This is a genomic window from Corynebacterium sp. HMSC071B10 (assembly GCF_001814825.1).
Classification (GTDB): Bacteria; Actinomycetota; Actinomycetes; order Mycobacteriales; family Mycobacteriaceae; genus Corynebacterium.
The window spans coordinates 12,476-29,360 of sequence record NZ_KV818026.1 but is presented as its reverse complement, the minus strand read 5'-3'; the positions used below and the strand labels follow the sequence as shown (position 1 = coordinate 29,360).

Below are 16,885 nucleotides of genomic sequence, written 5' to 3'. Positions count from 1 at the left end.
CTATGCCTGGCCCTCGAAAAGGGTAGTCACCGAGCCGTTCTCGAAGATCTCGCGGATCGTCTTCGCCAGCAGCGGGGCGATGGACAGCACCGTGAGGTTCTTCCAGCCCTCGGTGGACTGCGGCAGGGTATCAGTGGTGATGACTTCCTCCGCGCCACACTCGCTCAGACGCTCGCGCGCCGGGTCGGAGAACACGCCGTGAGTACAGGCGATGACGACGGACTTCGCGCCCGCTTCCTTCAGCACGCCGACCGCGCCCGCGATGGTGCCGCCGGTGTCAATCATGTCGTCCATGAGCACGCAGTCCTTGCCGGCGACCTCGCCGACGACGCGGTTGGAGACGACCTTGTTCGCCGCGTCGATGTCGCGAGTCTTGTGCACGAACGCCATCGGGGCGTCGCCCATCGCGTTGGCCCACTTCTCCGCAGTCTTCACACGGCCCGCGTCGGGGGAGACAACGACCAGGTTGTCCAGGGAGTACTTGGACTTGATGTAGTCCACCAGGATCGGCTGGGCGTGCATGTGGTCAACCGGGCCGTCGAAGAAGCCCTGGATCTGGTCGGTGTGCAGGTCCACCGAGACGATGCGGTCCGCGCCAGCGGTGGTGAGCAGGTCCGCGATCAGGCGGGCCGAAATCGGCTCGCGGCCGCGGTGCTTCTTGTCCTGGCGGGCGTAGGGGTAGAAGGGCAGGATCGCGGTGATGCGCTTCGCGGAGCCGCGCTTGAGCGCGTCAATCATGATGAGCTGCTCCATGAGCCACTTGTTCAGCGGCTGCGCGTGCGACTGCATGACAAAGCAGTCGGCGCCGCGGACAGACTCCTCGAAGCGGATGAAGATCTCGCCGTTGGCGAAATCACGGGCGGTGGTAGGCACCAGCTCGATGCCGAGCTCATCGGCAACCTGCTCAGCAAGTGCCGTGTGTGCGCGACCAGAAAAGACCTTGAGGTCCTTGTGGCTTTCAGTTGAGTATCCAGTCATTGCGATCCTTTAGTTCTCGCGTGCGTTTTTCGCCGCTTCCGCAGCGTCGGTTCCGGGGCGGCGCTTTTCCACCCAACCCTCGATGTTGCGCTGGCGGCCCTCCTTGATGGCGAGCGCGCCAGACGGGACATCTTCAGTCACTACTGTACCCGCGGCGGTATACGCACCATCACCGATGGTGACCGGAGCGACGAACATGGTGTCAGAGCCGGTGCGGCAGTAGTCGCCGATCGTGGTGTGGTGCTTGTTCACCCCGTCGTAGTTGGCAAAGACGGAGGAGGCACCGATGTTGGACTCGCGGCCTACCGTCGCGTCGCCGATGTAGGTCAGGTGCGGGACCTTGGAGCCTTCGCCGATCTTGGCGTTCTTGGACTCGACGAAGCCGCCGAGCTTGCCACGAGCGCCCAGCTCGGTGCCCGGACGGATATAGGTAAAGGGGCCGACGGTGGCGTCCTCGCCGATCACACCGAGCTCGCCCTGGGTACGCACGACCTTCGCGCCCGCGTGTACTTCCATGTCGGTCAGAGTGGTGTCCGGGCCGATCTCGGCGCGATCCCCGATGACGGTGGAACCCCACAGCTGGGTGTTGGGGTAGATGGTCACGTCCTGGCCGATCTCCACGTCCACGCCGATCCACGTGGTCTCCGGATCGATGACGGTCGCGCCGCCGCGCATCGCCTTCTCCACGAGGCGGCGGTTGAGCTCCTTGCCGGCTGCGGCCAGCTGCACGCGGTCGTTGACCCCGGCGAGCTCGCGGGCGTCGGGAGCGATGAAGGCGGCGACCTTCTTGCCGTCGCCGCGGGCGATGCCGAGCACATCGGTGATGTAGAGCTCGCCCTGCGCGTTATCGGAGTTGATGCGGGTCAGCGCGTCGCGCAGCACCGCGCCGTCGAAGGCGAAGACGCCGGAGTTGACCTCGCGGACCTGCTTCTGCTCATCGTTGGCGTCCTTTTCCTCCACGATCTCACGGACGTTGCCCGCCTCGTCGCGGATGATGCGGCCGTAGCCGGTCGGGTTGGCAAACTCGAGGGACAGCACGGTCACGGCGGCGTGTGCCTGCTCGTGCTCGCTGATCAGCGCGTCAATGGTTTCTGGCTGCAGCAGGGGAACATCGCCGTTGGTCACCACCACGGTGCCGTCGAAGTCCGGGATCGCGCTTAGGCCGCACTGCACTGCGTGGCCGGTGCCGTTTTGCTCCTCCTGCACTGCCTTAAGGATCTGGATGTTCATCTCTTCAGCGATCGCATCAACTGCGGGGCCGACCTGGTCGCGCTGGTGGCCCACCACGGCCACGACGTGCGCAGGCTCGACGGAAGCGGCCGCGTGCAGCGAGTGCGAGAGCAGGCTGCGCCCGCCGATCTCGTGCAGCGTCTTCTGCTTCGTCGACTTCATCCGGGTACCAGCGCCGGCCGCGAGAACGACGACGGCGCGCTGAGAGTGGTTGGCCACGCTTAGCTCCTTTGATTCACTACAGGGGGCAGATGTCTTCTTACGTTAACGTATCGGCCGCTATGCGGTGCCGCGGGAGACGTCTTTCAGGCTTGCGGCAGAGGCGACGCCGATGAAACCGACAATAGCCAAGAAGATGAGCGTGATCTGCGGCCCGAACATGGAGATGGCCGAAGAGAGCGCACCGACGAGCAACAGCACGACACCCATCACGGTGTTTGCCGCGCCTGTAATGAGGGTGCGGCGGTCGCCGTCGGCCATATCCACCAGGTAGGTCTTGCGGCTCACGCGCACCGCGGTGTGCGCGAGGTTGACCACGAAGAACCCGATCGGCATGATCCACGCGTTGGCCGCGGCAGGCAGGAGGTTGGCACTCGCCACGAGCAGGAGCAAGCTTGTCGACGCCACCCCGGCCGCCCACGCCATCGTCGATTTTGAAGAACGATCCGAAAAGACACCGGAGATGCGCCCGCCCAGCAGCGCCGCGCCACCGGAGGCGATGATGAACGCGCCCAGGCTGGATAAGTTCGCGCCTTCTTCCTGTGCGAGCACCACGATGAACGGGGTGGACAGCGCGGTGACCAGCATGAGCGAGCGCACGACCAGGAATTTCTGCAGCTGCCTGTCGCCCTTGACCAAGTCATAGGTTTGCTTGGCCCAGTTGTCCTTGGATTTCGGAGAGGGCGCCTCTGCAGGTTCCTTGATGGTGCTAAAGACGAGGGAGGCGAAGGCCCACGTGGAGGCACCCACCGCGAGCAGCACCACGATCGCCCAGCGTGGGAGGTCGTTTGGCAGTAGCCACAAGACGAGGCCGATGCCTAAGGTAAACGCGCCGGATAAAGCAGTGGCTCGGCCCGTGATCAGCCCGCGGGTGCCCTTCGCGATGGTGCGGCCCTGGACATCCTTGCCCGCAATGGAGCACAGGGCGCGGAAGACCGAGAGCGCGGCGAGGAGGATAAGGACGACGACGCCGAGCAACGCGCCGTCGAAAAGCATGGCACTGAGCGCGATAAGGGCTGCCGAGATCGCTTGGCCCCAGGAACCGATGAGCCACGCGCGCTTGCGCTGCGCCTGCGCGGTGATCCACGGGGTGAGTGCGGCTTGCGGGAGCATCGAGCCGGACTCGCGGATCGGCACGAGGAGCGAAGTGAACGCCGCCGGGACGCCCGCTGCGGTAAACAGCCAGGGCAGCACTGTTTTGGCAGCGACGATCTGATCGCCGATGCCCTGCAAGCCGTTCGACCAGATGAAGCGGCGGGCATTGTGCTCCTGGTGCGGCATGGCGGAATCTGGGGATGTGCTCATACACCCAAATAGTAGGGTTGGGGAGAAACGGCTGCGCGTATTAGGCGCACCAAACCCGCAGGCGAGCAGGAGGTACTGCATGACACGTGGATTGTCCCGGCGAACATTCTTTAAAGGAGTGGTGCTGAGCGCGGGAGCGGTGCTCGCGGCCTGTGCAACGAGTGACCAGCCAAAGCCGAAAGGTGCTGATGAAGAGGCACGGCCGCTGCCCATCCCGCCCTTGTATGAGGGCGAGGTAGAGGGGACCACGCGCACCTTTGAGCTGACGGCGCAGGAAGGCACCCACGAGATTCTGCCTGGTGTGACAACTACGACCTGGGGATTTAACGGCGCCTTCCTCGGCCCGACGCTGTACATGCGCAAGGGCGAGACCATCAACATGACGGTGCGCAACGAGGTCACCGAGCCGACAGTGGTGCACTGGCACGGCATGCACCTGGCCGCGGACGCGGACGGGGGTCCGGCGCTCGCCTTCCCGCCGGGCGAAACGTGGTCGCCGACGTGGCAGGTGGACCAAGACGCGGCGACGCTGTGGTACCACCCCCACCCGCACGGGGTCTCCGGTCTGCACGCCTACCGGGGGTTGGCGGGCGGCATTGTCGTGGCGGATGATGAGGCGGATGCGTTGGGGCTGCCTGATGAATATGGGATCGACGACATTCCGGTCGTGCTCACGGACGCAAAGTTCACCGAAGACGGGCAGCTCGACGAGACGATCGACCCCACCTACGGCCTGCTCGGGGACACCCCCTTGGTCAACGGGATTACCAAACCGCGGTTCGAGGCACCTGCGGGCAAACTGCGCCTGCGCCTGGTCAACGGCGCGACCATGCGCTTCCACAACCTGAGCCTTGGTGTACCTTTCCATGTGATTGCCACCGACCAGGGGCTTCTGGAACACCCGATAGAGGTGGATGCCATCCTGCTCAGCCCGGGTGAGCGCGCCGAGGTGATCGTGGATGTGGAGCCGGGCGACGAACTGATGCTGCGCAGCATCGGCGTGGACAACCGGGGCGGGCTGCCGGATGAAGAGGTGGCCAACGGCTTCGGGCTCAATGACACGTTCGACCTGCTGGAGATCGTGGGGAAGGAGGCGCGGAGCGAAGGCGCGCTGCCGGAGCGGTTGGTGGGCGCGGAGGATGTAGGCACCGATTGGGTAGCCGAGCGCGAGTTCCGCCTCAACGGCTTTCAGATCAACGAGCAGTCCATGGACATGGAGCGCATCGACTTTGAAAAGACAGAGGCCGGCCCAGAGCTGTGGGCGGTGACGAACGAGAACGCGGACTGGCCGCACAACTTCCACATCCACAACGCCCGCTTTCGCGTGCTCGACGTTGAGAACGGCGATGTGGAGTTCCGCGAGGGCTGGCACGACACTATTTACGTGCCGCCCTTGTCAACGGTGCGCCTTGGCGTGGACATCCCGATGCACCGCAACGACGACTACGCGTTCATGTACCACTGCCACATGCTCTTCCACGAGGACGAGGGGATGATGGGGCAGTTCAGAATCCCTACTTCGGCCCCTCGGAGCTAACCTCGGCATCCTTCGGGATGTCCGCGGTTTCGACACCGGCGGGGAAGGCGTGGGCAAGGGCGGCGGCGAAACGGATGCCGCGGATGTCGTTGCCCTCGGCGTTGTAGTGCACCTCGTCGCCGGCGAGGAACCAGTCCAGGTTGGCGCGTGCTTCTGCCGCCCAGTCGTAGACGACGACGTCGTTGCGCTCCTTGGCCACCTTGCGCAGCGCCGCGTTGAACTCCTCCATGTTCTCGTTGGCGTAGTAGGAGTTTGACGGCGAGCCGGTGGCGGCGGTGGGCCACATGACGCGGTAGCCGTCGAGAAGCTCGAGCATCTTGCGGATGTTTTCCTCGAGCTCGCCCGTCGGGTCGTAGCCGTAGGAGCGTGCTGCGTCCGCGTTCGCCGCGTCGTTGACGCCGGTGGCGATGACCCAGCAGGTGCCCTCGTCGGCCACGCCCATGTTGAGCAGCTCCTGGACGGATTCGATGGCGGAAGGGTAGTTCTCGCCGTTGCCGTTGAAGCCCTGGTTGGTGGCGCGGGCGCCGAAGACGCTGGTCTCGACGCTTTCGGCACCGGCGTCGAGGTAGCGGTCGATGGCCGTTTCCGCGCCCTCGGGCAGCTGGCCCGGATCGAACATGCCGATCGAGGTGGAGTCGCCGACGTGGATGACCTGCCTGCACGCCATGGTCGTGTCTGCGTCCTGGTCCTCCCAGGTGGCGGCGGGTGCCTCCTCGGTGGTGGTTGCTTCTTCTTGTGTGCGCTCGCGGCTGCCGCCACTTTGGGCCTCGGCGGGCAGCGCCATCGCTGGTTTCTGTGCGTTGCTGCCTTGCTGGGCGAAGAGGGCGATAATCCCGATGGAAATCACGCTGACCAGGGTGATCATGGAGCCGAGCGAGGCCGGGCGCAGGGCCTGGAGTGGCTGTGTCTTGTATTTCTTCAGCGGGCCGAACACGCCGTGGCGGCGGATCGGGTTTTCAAATAGCGTCCAGCTCAGCGCGGCGAGGACCACCGACAGCCCGATGGCCAGCACCGAGGCCCAGAACAGGTGCTCGGTAAGCCAGGTCTTAGGCATGAAGTAGATCACCGGCATGTGCCACAGGTAGATGCCGTAGGAGCGCTCGCCGATCCAGCGCAACGGCTCCCAGCTCAAGATGGCGGTCCACGGCCCGCGCGTGCCCAGCACGGAGTAGATCGCCAGGACGGTGGCCACATTCAGCAGCAGGATCCCGCCCTTGTACAGGAACATATTCTCCTGGGCCACGAGCATGCTGAGCGCGAAGATGCCGCCGAAGCCCACCGCGCCGACCAGGGTGCCGGCGATGGGGGAGTTGGCGACCTTTTTGTTCTCGTGGCGTCGAGAAGCAACGATGATGGCCAGCACTGCGCCGAGCAGCAGGCCGCCGGCGCGCGTATCGGTGCCCTCGTACACGCGGGTCGGGTCAACGTCGGGCTGGGCGAGCACCCACATCCAGGCGAAAGAGGCTCCGGCGAGCACAGTCGTTGCGGCTGCCACGAGCCACGGGCGGCGGAAGATCTTGAGCAGCAGCCAGAACACCAGTGGCCAGAGGAGATAGAACTGCTCCTCAATGGACAGCGACCACATGTGGTCCAAGGGGCCCGGCCCATTGAAGCGGTCGAAGTAGGAGGTGCCCGTGGCGATGTTGTGCCAGTTGTTCAGGTAGACAACGGAGCTTAAGGCCTCGAATGCCCGGGTGCGGAGGTTTGCGGCGTCGAAAGCCACGCTCAGGATGAGCACTGCGAGCACGGTGGTGAGCATGGCGGGCGCCAGCCTGCGGAAGCGGCGGACCCAAAACGTGCGCAACTTTAAGGTGCCGTGGCGCAGGTGCGAGTTCATCAGGTTCAGGGTGATGAGGTAGCCAGAGAGCGTGAAGAACACGCCGACGCCAAGCAGCCCGCCGCCGAAGCCAGGAAGGTTGAGGTGGTACGCAATCACCAACAGCACCGCGATAGAGCGGATACCGTCAAGTGCGGGGACGTACTTGGTTGAGCTGTGAATAGGGCGGGGCATATACAGCGAACCTTCCGGTGGGGCGTGAACGAAAACCGGCCCGCGGAGTCGCGGGCCGGGTAGTTGCTTCCCCACCAGGACTCGAACCTAGAATGACGGTACCAAAAACCGTAGTGTTGCCAATTACACCATGGGGAACAGCAGGCACCGATTCTAGCGCATGGTTGTCAAAACCTTAAATACCAGGCTGCGGTGCGCGGAACGTAAGCTGGGTGGCATGGCTCGTCAGCGAATGACCGGCGCGCAGCGTCGGGACCAACTCATCCACGTCGGTTGCGCCGCCTTTGCGGAGCGCGGCCTCGACGGCATTTCTGTCGAGGAGCTCGCCGCACGCGCGGAGGTCTCCAAGCCCGCCATCTACGAGCACTTCGGCGGTAAGGAAGGCCTGTACCGCGCAGTGATCGAGCAGGAGATGGCGAAGCTGGAGGAGCGCATCTTCACGGTGATCCAGCACGGCCGTTGGCGCGAGCGCATCGAGAAAGGCGTGGTCGCCGTCTTGACCTACGTGGAGGAGGAAACCGACGGGTTTATCATTATCGCGCGCGGCCAGCCGCCGGGGGAGAGGCCCTCGTACGCCACGCTGCTTAACCGGGTGACCTCGCAGGTCTCCGCGCTGTTGGAGCAGGCGTTTACGCAGCGTGGATTAGATGCGTCGGTGGCCATGTTGTACGGGCAGGCACTCGTTGGCACGGTGTCCAATACTGCCCTGTGGTGGCTGGATAAGCGGCAGCCGGACAAGTACGAAACCGCAGCCCACATTGCCAACATGTGTTGGAACGGGCTGCGCGGCCTGGAGGCACAGCCGCACATCGTGCCTTTTGAGATTGAGCCTACAAAGGGAAGTAAGGACGACTAAGTACATGCCAAATACTGTCTCTTCGGCACCTGCACTCGGCGGGCTGCTCACCATGGCCCTGACCGACCCCAAGCTCAAGGGGCTGGTGGCCAACATTGGGATGGACACGCTGCACGTGACCGGGATCGACCAGGTGCGCGCCTGGGCCGCCGGTGCGCTCGCGCGCGAGGTGCCGCTGCTGGTGATCACAGCCACGGGCCACGAGGCGGAGGACCTTTCCGCCGAGCTTGCAGCCCTGTTGGGTCCGGACAAGGTCGCGCAGTTCCCGGCGTATGAGACGCTGCCGCACGAGCGCCTGTCGCCCGCTCCCGATGTGGTGGGCCGCCGCGCCAAGGTGCTGTGGGAGATGCCGCAGGTGATCGTCGCCGCCGCGCGGGCCGCCTGCCAGCCGGTGCTGCCGAAGATCGAGCCGATCCGCATCGAGCGCGACCACGAGTACGACTTCGGGCAGCTCACCGAGCAGATTTCCCACTACGCCTACGAGCACGTCGACATGGTGTCCAAGCGCGGGGACTTCGCTACCCGCGGCGGCATCATCGATGTCTTCCCAACCACCGCCGAGCACCCGGTGCGCATCGAGTTCTGGGGCGATGAGGTCACCGACATCCGCAGCTTCGCGGTCGCGGACCAGCGCACCATCGAAGAGACCGAGCTCGTCGAAATCTTCCCCGCCAGGCAGTTGCTTATCGACGTCACCGTGTCCGAAAAAGCCGACGCCCTCGCCCGGAAATTCCCCTCCAACCCGACCCTGGTGCAGCTGCTCACCCGCGTGTCCGAGGGCATGCACGCCGACGGCATGGAAGCGCTCATCCCCGCGCTCACGGATCAGCCGTATTCGGTCTTGCCGGAGCTGTTGCCCTCCGGCTCCATCTGCTTGGTGACTTCGCCGGAGAAGGTACGCTCCCGCATCGCGGACTTGGAGGTCACCGACCAGGAGTTTCTCGAGGCGGGCTGGGAGGCCGCAGCCATGGGGGCGGAGGGCCCGCTCGCCGTGGAGGGGCTTGATGTTTCTGCGTCGTCGTTTCGCTCCTACGAGTCTTTGGAAGTCTCGGCGCGAAAGGCAGGCAACGCCTGGTGGACGTTCGCCCCGCCCGGCATGTTCACCGCTGACGATACGGAGACCCTGCCCCTGGAATTCGAGCCCGCCCCCGCGCCGAAGGGCGACCCGAAGGCGATCGAACAGCTCTACGCCACGTTGAAACTGCACGTCCAGCAAAACCACGGCAAGGTCGCCTTCGTCGCACCCGCCAAGGGCACGATCGAGCGCACTGCCGAGCGGCTGCGCGAGCACGGGGTGTCTGCCCGGATCGCCACCGATGGGCTCGAACCCGTTGAGGGCGCGGTGACCCTCTATCAAGCGCTCAGCCACGCCGGTGTGGTGTTCCCGGGTCCCAACCTGGTGGTGGTCACGGAGACCGACGTCACCGGTAACCGCGTCGGCGACATCGCCGGCGCGAAGCGGCGCGCTCCGCGCAGGCGCAACCGCGTCGATCCGCTCGCGCTGACTCCGGGCGACTTCGTCGTGCACGACACGCACGGCATCGGCAAGTTTGTGAAGATGGCCGAGCGCACCATCAAGACCGGCGACGAGGACTCGCGGCGCGAGTACATCGTCCTGGAATACCAGGCGGCCAAGCGCGGCCAGCCCGGCGACCAGCTCTGGGTCCCCATGGAATCGCTCGACCTGTTGAGCAAATACACCGGCGGGGAGAAGCCGCACCTGTCCAAGATGGGCGGCTCGGACTGGAAGAACACCAAACGCAAGGCGCGTGCCGCCGTGCGCGAGATCGCCGGAGAGCTCATCGAGCTCTACGCCAAGCGCCAAGCCGCGCCGGGCCACGCCTTTGCCCCGGACACCCCCTGGCAGCAGGAGATGGAAGACGCCTTCCCGTTCGTGGAAACCGAGGACCAGCTCGCCGCAATCGAGGCGGTCAAAGACGACATGGAAAAGCCGACGCCGATGGACCGCGTCATCGTCGGCGATGTCGGCTTTGGCAAGACGGAGGTAGCGGTCCGCGCTGCCTTCAAGGCGGTGCAGGGCGGCAAGCAGGTCGTCGTGCTCGTGCCGACCACCCTGCTGGCCCAGCAGCACTACACCACCTTTGCTGAGCGGATGGAAAACTTCGGTGTGACGGTGCGCGAGCTCTCCCGCTTCACCTCCGCCAAGGAGGCCAAGGAGATTACCGACGGGCTGGCGGACGGTTCCGTTGACGTCGTCATTGGCACGCACCGCTTGTTAGCTACTGGCGTGCACTGGAAAGACCTCGGCCTGATCATTGTGGACGAGGAGCAGCGCTTCGGCGTGGAGCACAAGGAGCACATCAAGGCACTGAAGAGCCACGTGGACGTGCTGACCATGACCGCCACACCGATCCCGCGCACCCTGGAGATGAGCCTGACCGGAATCCGCGAGATGACCTCGATTACGACTCCGCCCGAGGACCGCCACCCGGTGCTGACGTATGTTGGCCCGCAGGAGGAGAAGCAGGTTGCGGCGGCGATCCGTCGCGAGCTGCTGCGCGATGGGCAGGTCTTCTACATCCACAACAAGGTCTCCGACATCGAGAAGACTGCGCGGAACCTACGCGAGCTCGTGCCGGAGGCGCGCGTGGTGGTCGCGCACGGGCAGATGAGCGAGCAGGTGCTCGAGCAGACGGTGCAGGGCTTCTGGGACCGCGAATACGACGTGCTCGTGTGCACCACGATTGTGGAAACCGGCCTGGACATCGCAAACGCGAACACCCTCATCGTGGAAAACGCCCAGAACATGGGACTTAGCCAGCTGCACCAGCTGCGCGGGCGCGTCGGCCGCTCCCGCGAGCGCGGCTACGCCTACTTCCTTTACCCGAAGGAAAAGACGCTCACCGAGACTTCCTACGACCGGCTGTCCACCATCGCCCAGAACAACGACCTGGGCGCGGGTATCGCCGTCGCGCAGAAGGACCTGGAGATGCGCGGCGCCGGCAATGTGCTGGGTGCCGAGCAGTCCGGCCACATCGCCGGGGTGGGGTTTGACATGTACGTCCGTCTGGTGGGAGAGGCAGTGGAAACCTTCAAGACCATGCTGGACGGCGGGCCCGTCGACGGCACCGACCAGGGGCCGAAGGAGATCCGGGTAGACCTGCCCGTCGACGCCCACATCCCCGACACCTACGTCAACGCCGAACGCCTCCGCCTGGAGATCTACCGCAAGCTCGCCGAGGCGCGCGAGGAGGAAGACCTGCGCCGCGTGGCAGAAGAAATGGTGGACCGTTTCGGCCCCATGCCGGTGGAGGTCGATCGCCTCATGGCCGTGGCGCGGCTGCGCCACCAGGCGCGCAAGGCTGGCGTCTCCGACATCATGGTGCAGGGCACTCGCATCAAGTTCCACCCCGTGGAGCTGCCCGACTCCAAGCAGGTGCGCCTCAAGCGCCTCTACTCCGGGGCGAACTACCGTGCCGCGGCGAAGACGCTGCAAGTGCCCATGCCGCGCGAATCGAAGACGATCAACAGCCCGAACCTGCGCGACATCGAACTCGTGCAGTGGGTCGCCGACTTCCTCTCCAGCATGTTCGACATCGACACCATCGACGTCAACGGGACTGCGCAACCAGAGAAGCACAAGAAGAAGAAAGTGATCTCCGTCAGCGAGTAAGTAGCAGCGGCAGCACCAGGGCCATCGAGGTACTCCAGGTCAGGTGCGCTGCGATTGGGGCGAGGCACCTGCCGGTGCGCGCGGCGAGCACGAACGCGAGCGCACCGAGCAGGCAGGCACCGACGAGTAATAGCGGCACGCCCATCGCCACGGTGATCAGCGTATAGAGCAGCGTGGACCATAATCCTTGGGCATTGATGCTCATTCCTAAGAGGCGGAGTTGGCGGGGCACCATGTCGCGGTAGACCAGCTCCTCGCCGACCCCGTTGAGCACGAGCACGGCGAGCGTGGGAGCGAGCCCGCCCTTCTCTGGGGTGGCGAGCAGCTCCGTCGCTGGCTCGGCCAGAAACGGGATGCGGGCGACAACGAGTGCTCCGAGGAAGAACACGAGCGCGAGGGCGAGGCCGGCGGCGACCCCGAGCGCGACGTCGTTAAGCTTGCGCGGCCCGGCAAACGCCGAACGATTTCCCCACACCCACCAGGCGAGACCGTAGATCGCGGCGGTGGCGAGCGTGGCGGCGAAGAAGCCGGGGGAGCCGTCGCCGGCGCGGCGCGCGAGGAAGAGCCCAAGCGCGCCGAGGGCGCAGGGCAGGAGGAAGAGCCATTGGCGGGGCATTGGGGGCGTTTTCATGATGAAAAATCCTGGAAGAGCGGTAGTTCAGGGATGATTGGGGTTGCGGGAGCAAGGTGGCCGAGTGGTTCTTTATATAAAGCACACGCTATGCGAGTGCCAATAGCTCTCGCGACCGGCGGCGGGAACGCGTTACCCACTTGCTTCCAGGCGGCGGTTTTGCCGCCTTCCCACTTCCACTCCGAAGGGAAGCCCTGGATTACTGCGCCCATTCTTACAGTCAGGCGAGGAAGCTCATCCTGGAGATCTGTTGGGAAATCTGCGGCAGGAGGTTCCTCCGCGATACTGGTACCGCGCACGCCGAGTTTCTTCCAGGCTTCACGGGCCCGTGACGGGCCGACGTCCGGGCCACCGTGCTTCTTCGAACCGCCAACGAGGGTGGGGCCTATATTGTTAGCCTGCTTCGCCCATGCCTTTGCGCCAGGCCAGCCATTCTCGGCCATGAGGGGCTCAAGTGCTTCGCCCACTGTTGTTCTGGTGCCAACAGGTTTGGGCCATGCGAAGTATTCCGCGTACTCGTCTTTGAGCGCGACGAGAATAAAGCGTGGCCTTAGTTGGGGCACCGCATAGTCAGCCGCGGTGATGAGCTCCCAATGCGATTGGTAGCCCAGATCCGCGAGTTTGTTGACGAGTTGGCTTCGGTAGGCCTCGAAGCGTGGTTGCGCCAACCCCCTGACGTTCTCAAGCATGACAGCTTTAGGGTGAGCCTCGGCGATCAACTCAATTGCGCGCGGGAAAAGATCGCGTTCGTCATCCTGGCCGAGCTGCTTACCGGCAATGGAAAAAGGAGGGCAGGGGACACCTCCAGCAAAAAGATCGAGATCTTCGGTATAGGGGGAGATGTCGAACTCTAAGACGTCCTGGTGGATAACATTCCACTCCGGACGATTGGCGCGAAGCGTTGCAACTGCGTGGTCATCAATTTCTACAACAGCGCTGTGGTCGAATCCAGCCTGTTCCAGGCCTAAGGCCTGACCACCGGCACCTGCGCAAATCTCGACTGAATTGAGCTTCTTCAACGTGCAACCCACCTTGTACGAACCTGCCTGTATGGGGCATGAGCGTATTGTCGGGGGAGAACATCAGAAGCCCTTTAGTCGAACATATGTTTCCTTAGGCTTGGTTGTGGAATATGTGCACGGTGCCGATTCGGGATGAAGCGGTGCGGGCAGGTACGATATTTGGCTGTTGCCCCCATAGCCCAATCGGCAGAGGCAGTCGACTTAAAATCGATTCAGTGTGGGTTCGAGTCCCACTGGGGGCACCAAATCTGCCCGTTTTCCCTTAATTCAGGGCCGCAACGGTGTCCTCGAGCGCCTGGCGGGCCTCCTCCGGGTCCTGGCCAGAAGTGGAAATGGTCACCACGGTGCCGCCGAAGCGGGCAAACAGCATGCCGCCGCTCTGGCTGAGCGCGCCATCCATAGTCACGTTGTTGGAGAAGGAATCGTCCGCGCCGTCGAGGGTCAGGTCGGTCTTCTCAAAGGTCTGGTGGGCCTCAAACGCGCCCTCGCCCTCGCCGTTCGTGACGGTGATCTCGGAGCACTTGCCGTCGTACAGGTCGCTGCCCTCGAGGTAGGTCTTGGCGTCCTTCTCGTCGGCGAAGTCGTGGATCACCAGATCGATCGAGGTGGCATCCATCGGGGGAATCCCCATGTCATCCTCGGTGGGCTCCGAGCCGCCCACGGTTGTAGAGACCAGCGTGCCGAAGGAACGGTCGGTGGCCAGCGTATCCAGCTCGTCAGTCTTATCGGAGAAGTCGCACTCCGGCGGGTCCACCTTCACGTCTGCCTCTTCGGGCATCTCTTCATTGGCCTGTTCCATCTGTGCGTAGAGCTCGTTGAGGTCCGTCTCCTCGGCGTCGGGGTACTGCTCCTTGAAGGCGGCGATGAGCTCCTGGGCCTTCTCGCTGTGCTCGGTGGGGGCCTCGCCGTTGGCAGCATCATCGGCTGCGGAGGTTTCCGCCGACTCAGCAGTGTCTGCGGCCTCTGCGGTTTCAGAGGTTTCTGCGACGGTGGCGTCGTCCTCGGCGCAGCCGGCCAGGGTCAGGCCGATGGTGGTCACGATGGATGCGGCAATTGCAGTGTGTCGTTTCATGCGCCCGACCATACTTAAAAATCGGTCGGCAGTGGGCCGGAACTTGTATCGCCGCGCAGTCGCTTGAGCACATTTTCCGCGCTGATCAGGCACATTGGCACGCCAACTCCGGGCACAGTCGTTGCGCCGGCATAGTAGAGATTCTCCAGCTTGCGGGAGGCGTTGCGCCCGCGCAGGAACGCCGATTGCCGCAGCGTGTGTGCCGGTCCGATCGCCCCGCCAGACCAAGCGTGGTAGCGCGCCGCAAAATCTGCCGGGCCAACTGTCTTTTGCACCACGATGCGCTCGCGTAGGTCCGGGATGTCGCACCACTGGGCGATCTGGTCCAGCGCGGCTTCCGCAATGCGCTGCACGCTTATCGACGCCCCCTCGCCGTACGCATCGCCCGCCCCCAGCGCCGCCGAAGCTGGGGCAGGCACGAGCACGAATAGGTTCTCATCGCCGTCCGGGGCAGTGCTCGGGTCGGTGGCCGACGGCTTCGAGACGTAGATCGACTGCGAGGCGCCCAACGGGCGCTCGGCGACCGGGCCTGCGAACACCGCGTCGAAGTCCGTGTCCCAGTCGCGGCTGAACAACAGATTATGGTGGTCCAGCTGGGGTAGCTTCCCGCGCACCCCACACAGCACCAGCACTGCGCTGACCCCGGGGTTGCGTGTGCTGAAGTATGGCTCGTCGTAGGTGCGCTTCTTGGGAGGCAAGAGGCGAGTCTCTGTGTGGTGGAGGTCCGCGGCGGACACGATGACGTCGAAAAGCAACTGCTCTGTGCCCACCTGCACACCAGTGGCGCGCGAACCTGAGTAGGTGATTGCGCTGACCTCGCTGCCCATGCGGAAGCGCACGCCCTGCTCGCGGGCGATCCGGTAGACGGCGTCCACCACCGCGGCAAAACCGCCGAGCGGGTAGCGCACGCCCTGGGTGAGATCCGTGTGGCTCATCAGGTGGTACAGGGCAGGGGTCTTCGACGGGTGCGAGGACAGAAACACCGCGGGGTAGGTGAGCATCTGCCGCAGGCGCGTGTCGTGAAAACGGCGGGCGACGAAGCGGTCGAGCGGGGTGGTGAGGAACCTGGCCAGGTCTGCGTAGCCCGCGCGCACCTCCGGGGTGAGAAACGCTGCCGGGGAAGAAAAGGTGGTGTAGAGGAAGTGCCGCAGCGCGAGGTCATACGTCCGCTCGGCAGAATCCAGGTACTCGGTGAGCTGTTTCCCGGCACCCGGCTCGATGGACTCGAAGAGTTCAATGGCCTGCGCCGGGTCCTTGGGTACATCGATCGGATCTTGGCCCTGCGGGAAGAGGCGGTAGGCCGGGTCGAGCGGTACCAAGTCCAACAGCTCCTCGGTGCGGTAGCCAAACAGCGCGAAGAAGTGGTCGAAGGCGTCCGGCATGAGGTACCACGAGGGGCCCATGTCGAAGCGGAACCCCTCGTAGGTCTCCTCGCCGGCGCGCCCGCCCACGGTGTCGAGCTTTTCGATGACGGTGACGTCGTAGCCCTCGCGGGCGAGCAGCGCCGCGGTTGCCAGACCCGCGAAACCGGCACCGATGACGGCCGCGCGCTGAGGTGAAGTAGTGGACACGGGAATGCTTTCTAAATTGAGGTGTAGCCGCCGTCGACGAGGTGGTAGGAGCCGTTGATGAAGGAAGCCTCATCGCTGAGCAAGAAGCGGACTAAGGCAGCGACCTCTTCGGGTTTGCCCAGACGGTCCTGCGGGTGGCGGTGCATCAGCTCCTGGCGCTTCTCCTCACCCAGGCGCTCCAGCAGCGGGGTATCAATGTAGCCCGGCCCAACGCTGGTGCAGCGAATACCCTTGTCTGCGTAGTCGGCGGCGATGGACTTGGTCAGGCCGATTACCCCGTGCTTGGCGGCGGCGTAGGCCGCGATGCCACCCCTGCGCGCCACCGAGCCGTGGATCGACGACATGTTCACGATCGCGCACGGCGCCTCGTCGTCCTGCGCGAGCATCTGAATGAGCTGGTAGTGGCAGCCATAGGCCACGCCGTTGAGGTTGAGGTTGATCAGGCGATCCCAGTCCTCGAGCTTCTTCTCCGCGAGCGGCACCTGGTCGCCGATGCCCGCGTTGTTGACCGCCAGGTGCAGCGCACCGAAGTGCTCCACCGCGAAGGCGACCGCCGCGGCGTTGTCCTCCTTACTCGAGGCATCCTGGGTGAAGGCTTTGGCGGTGCCGCCGTGGTTTTCGATTTCAGCGACGACTGCCTCTACAGCCTCCAGATTGATGTCGCTGGCCACGACCTTGGCGCCGTGGGCGGCCAAGTCCTGGGCGATTGCCTTGCCGATACCGGAACCTGCGCCTGTGACCAGCGCGACGCGATTGTCAAAGATACCCATGGGGAGTCCTTTCCTTATGCGTGTACCTTGCTTTCCCCACTGTAAAACT

12 protein-coding genes and 1 tRNA gene are annotated in these 16,885 nt (G+C 64.4%); 4 read left to right on the top strand and 9 right to left on the bottom strand.

The window, feature by feature from the left end; genetic code table 11:
• The 3 genes from HMPREF2990_RS11245 to HMPREF2990_RS11235 are packed head-to-tail and all read right to left on the bottom strand — an operon-like array spanning position 1 to position 3,732.
• The gene (locus HMPREF2990_RS11245; protein WP_070764707.1) at positions 1-978 is read right to left on the bottom strand and encodes a ribose-phosphate diphosphokinase; all 978 of its coding nucleotides are present in this window, start codon (positions 976-978) and stop codon (positions 1-3) included.
• A 9-nt stretch (positions 979-987) separates the two neighbouring features.
• Entirely contained in the window at positions 988-2,427 is a 1,440-nt protein-coding gene (glmU, locus tag HMPREF2990_RS11240; protein ID WP_070764706.1) for a bifunctional UDP-N-acetylglucosamine diphosphorylase/glucosamine-1-phosphate N-acetyltransferase GlmU, read from the bottom strand.
• A 60-nt stretch (positions 2,428-2,487) separates the two neighbouring features.
• A complete protein-coding gene (locus tag HMPREF2990_RS11235; protein WP_070764705.1) occupies positions 2,488-3,732 on the bottom strand; it encodes an MFS transporter in 1,245 nt (414 codons plus the stop codon).
• Positions 3,733-3,853: 121 nt separating this feature from the next.
• Here HMPREF2990_RS11235 and HMPREF2990_RS11230 point away from each other — a divergent pair, with 121 nt between their 5' ends.
• On the top strand, positions 3,854-5,269 hold the full coding sequence (locus HMPREF2990_RS11230) for a multicopper oxidase family protein (RefSeq protein ID WP_246817546.1): 1,416 nt from the start codon (positions 3,854-3,856) through the stop codon (positions 5,267-5,269).
• On the opposite strand, the gene HMPREF2990_RS11225 is transcribed toward HMPREF2990_RS11230, so the two are convergent.
• The gene (locus tag HMPREF2990_RS11225) at positions 5,247-7,280 is read right to left on the bottom strand and encodes an acyltransferase family protein (RefSeq protein ID WP_070764703.1); all 2,034 of its coding nucleotides are present in this window, start codon (positions 7,278-7,280) and stop codon (positions 5,247-5,249) included. The two genes, HMPREF2990_RS11230 and HMPREF2990_RS11225, sit on opposite strands and share 23 nt — an antisense overlap.
• 217 nt (positions 7,281-7,497) lie before the next feature.
• On the opposite strand from HMPREF2990_RS11225, the gene HMPREF2990_RS11215 reads away from it, so the two are divergent.
• Together HMPREF2990_RS11215 and mfd are read left to right on the top strand one after the other, a co-directional pair.
• The gene (locus HMPREF2990_RS11215) at positions 7,498-8,136 is read left to right on the top strand and encodes a TetR/AcrR family transcriptional regulator (RefSeq protein WP_070764702.1); all 639 of its coding nucleotides are present in this window, start codon (positions 7,498-7,500) and stop codon (positions 8,134-8,136) included.
• A gap of 4 nt (positions 8,137-8,140) precedes the next feature.
• Positions 8,141-11,770, top strand: coding sequence for a transcription-repair coupling factor (gene mfd / locus HMPREF2990_RS11210; RefSeq protein ID WP_070764701.1), 3,630 nt, complete (start codon positions 8,141-8,143; stop codon positions 11,768-11,770).
• Here the strand turns inward: mfd and HMPREF2990_RS11205 are convergent.
• Positions 11,760-12,401, bottom strand: a complete 642-nt coding sequence (locus HMPREF2990_RS11205; protein ID WP_070764700.1) for a CPBP family intramembrane glutamic endopeptidase — start codon at positions 12,399-12,401, stop codon at positions 11,760-11,762. The genes mfd and HMPREF2990_RS11205 overlap by 11 nt on opposite strands.
• Positions 12,398-13,420, bottom strand: coding sequence for a DNA cytosine methyltransferase (locus HMPREF2990_RS11200; RefSeq protein WP_070764699.1), 1,023 nt, complete (start codon positions 13,418-13,420; stop codon positions 12,398-12,400). Before HMPREF2990_RS11200 ends, HMPREF2990_RS11205 begins: the two co-directional genes overlap by 4 nt.
• A 171-nt stretch (positions 13,421-13,591) precedes the next feature.
• Between HMPREF2990_RS11200 and HMPREF2990_RS11195 the strand changes: the two genes are divergently transcribed.
• Positions 13,592-13,668: transfer RNA gene (locus HMPREF2990_RS11195), tRNA-Leu, on the top strand.
• Positions 13,669-13,685: 17 nt separating this feature from the next.
• Here HMPREF2990_RS11195 and HMPREF2990_RS11190 read toward each other — a convergent pair.
• From HMPREF2990_RS11190 to HMPREF2990_RS11180, 3 genes are read right to left on the bottom strand one after another with little or no spacing between them, the layout of a single operon-like run.
• Positions 13,686-14,495 carry a hypothetical protein gene (locus tag HMPREF2990_RS11190; RefSeq protein ID WP_141757903.1) on the bottom strand — a complete coding sequence of 270 codons (810 nt, stop codon included), beginning with the start codon at positions 14,493-14,495 and terminating at the stop codon, positions 13,686-13,688.
• 14 nt (positions 14,496-14,509) lie between these two features.
• Positions 14,510-16,066, bottom strand: a complete 1,557-nt coding sequence (crtI, locus tag HMPREF2990_RS11185; RefSeq protein ID WP_070764697.1) for a phytoene desaturase family protein — start codon at positions 16,064-16,066, stop codon at positions 14,510-14,512.
• A gap of 11 nt (positions 16,067-16,077) precedes the next feature.
• Positions 16,078-16,836, bottom strand: a complete 759-nt coding sequence (locus HMPREF2990_RS11180) for an SDR family NAD(P)-dependent oxidoreductase (RefSeq protein WP_070764696.1) — start codon at positions 16,834-16,836, stop codon at positions 16,078-16,080.
• Between the last annotated feature and the right edge of the window lie 49 nt (positions 16,837-16,885).

Bases quoted from the DNA above. Each gene is read 5' to 3' on its own strand.
- HMPREF2990_RS11245 (WP_070764707.1), bottom strand. From the start codon at position 978: ATGACTGGATACTCAACTGAAAGCCACAAGGACCTCAAGGTCTTTTCT.
- HMPREF2990_RS11235 (WP_070764705.1), bottom strand. From the start codon at position 3,732: ATGAGCACATCCCCAGATTCCGCCATGCCGCACCAGGAGCACAATGCC.
- HMPREF2990_RS11225 (WP_070764703.1), bottom strand. From the start codon at position 7,280: ATGCCCCGCCCTATTCACAGCTCAACCAAGTACGTCCCCGCACTTGAC.
- HMPREF2990_RS11215 (WP_070764702.1), top strand. From the start codon at position 7,498: ATGGCTCGTCAGCGAATGACCGGCGCGCAGCGTCGGGACCAACTCATC.
- mfd (WP_070764701.1), top strand. From the start codon at position 8,141: ATGCCAAATACTGTCTCTTCGGCACCTGCACTCGGCGGGCTGCTCACC.
- HMPREF2990_RS11205 (WP_070764700.1), bottom strand. From the start codon at position 12,401: ATGAAAACGCCCCCAATGCCCCGCCAATGGCTCTTCCTCCTGCCCTGC.
- HMPREF2990_RS11190 (WP_141757903.1), bottom strand. From the start codon at position 14,495: ATGAAACGACACACTGCAATTGCCGCATCCATCGTGACCACCATCGGC.
- HMPREF2990_RS11180 (WP_070764696.1), bottom strand. From the start codon at position 16,836: ATGGGTATCTTTGACAATCGCGTCGCGCTGGTCACAGGCGCAGGTTCC.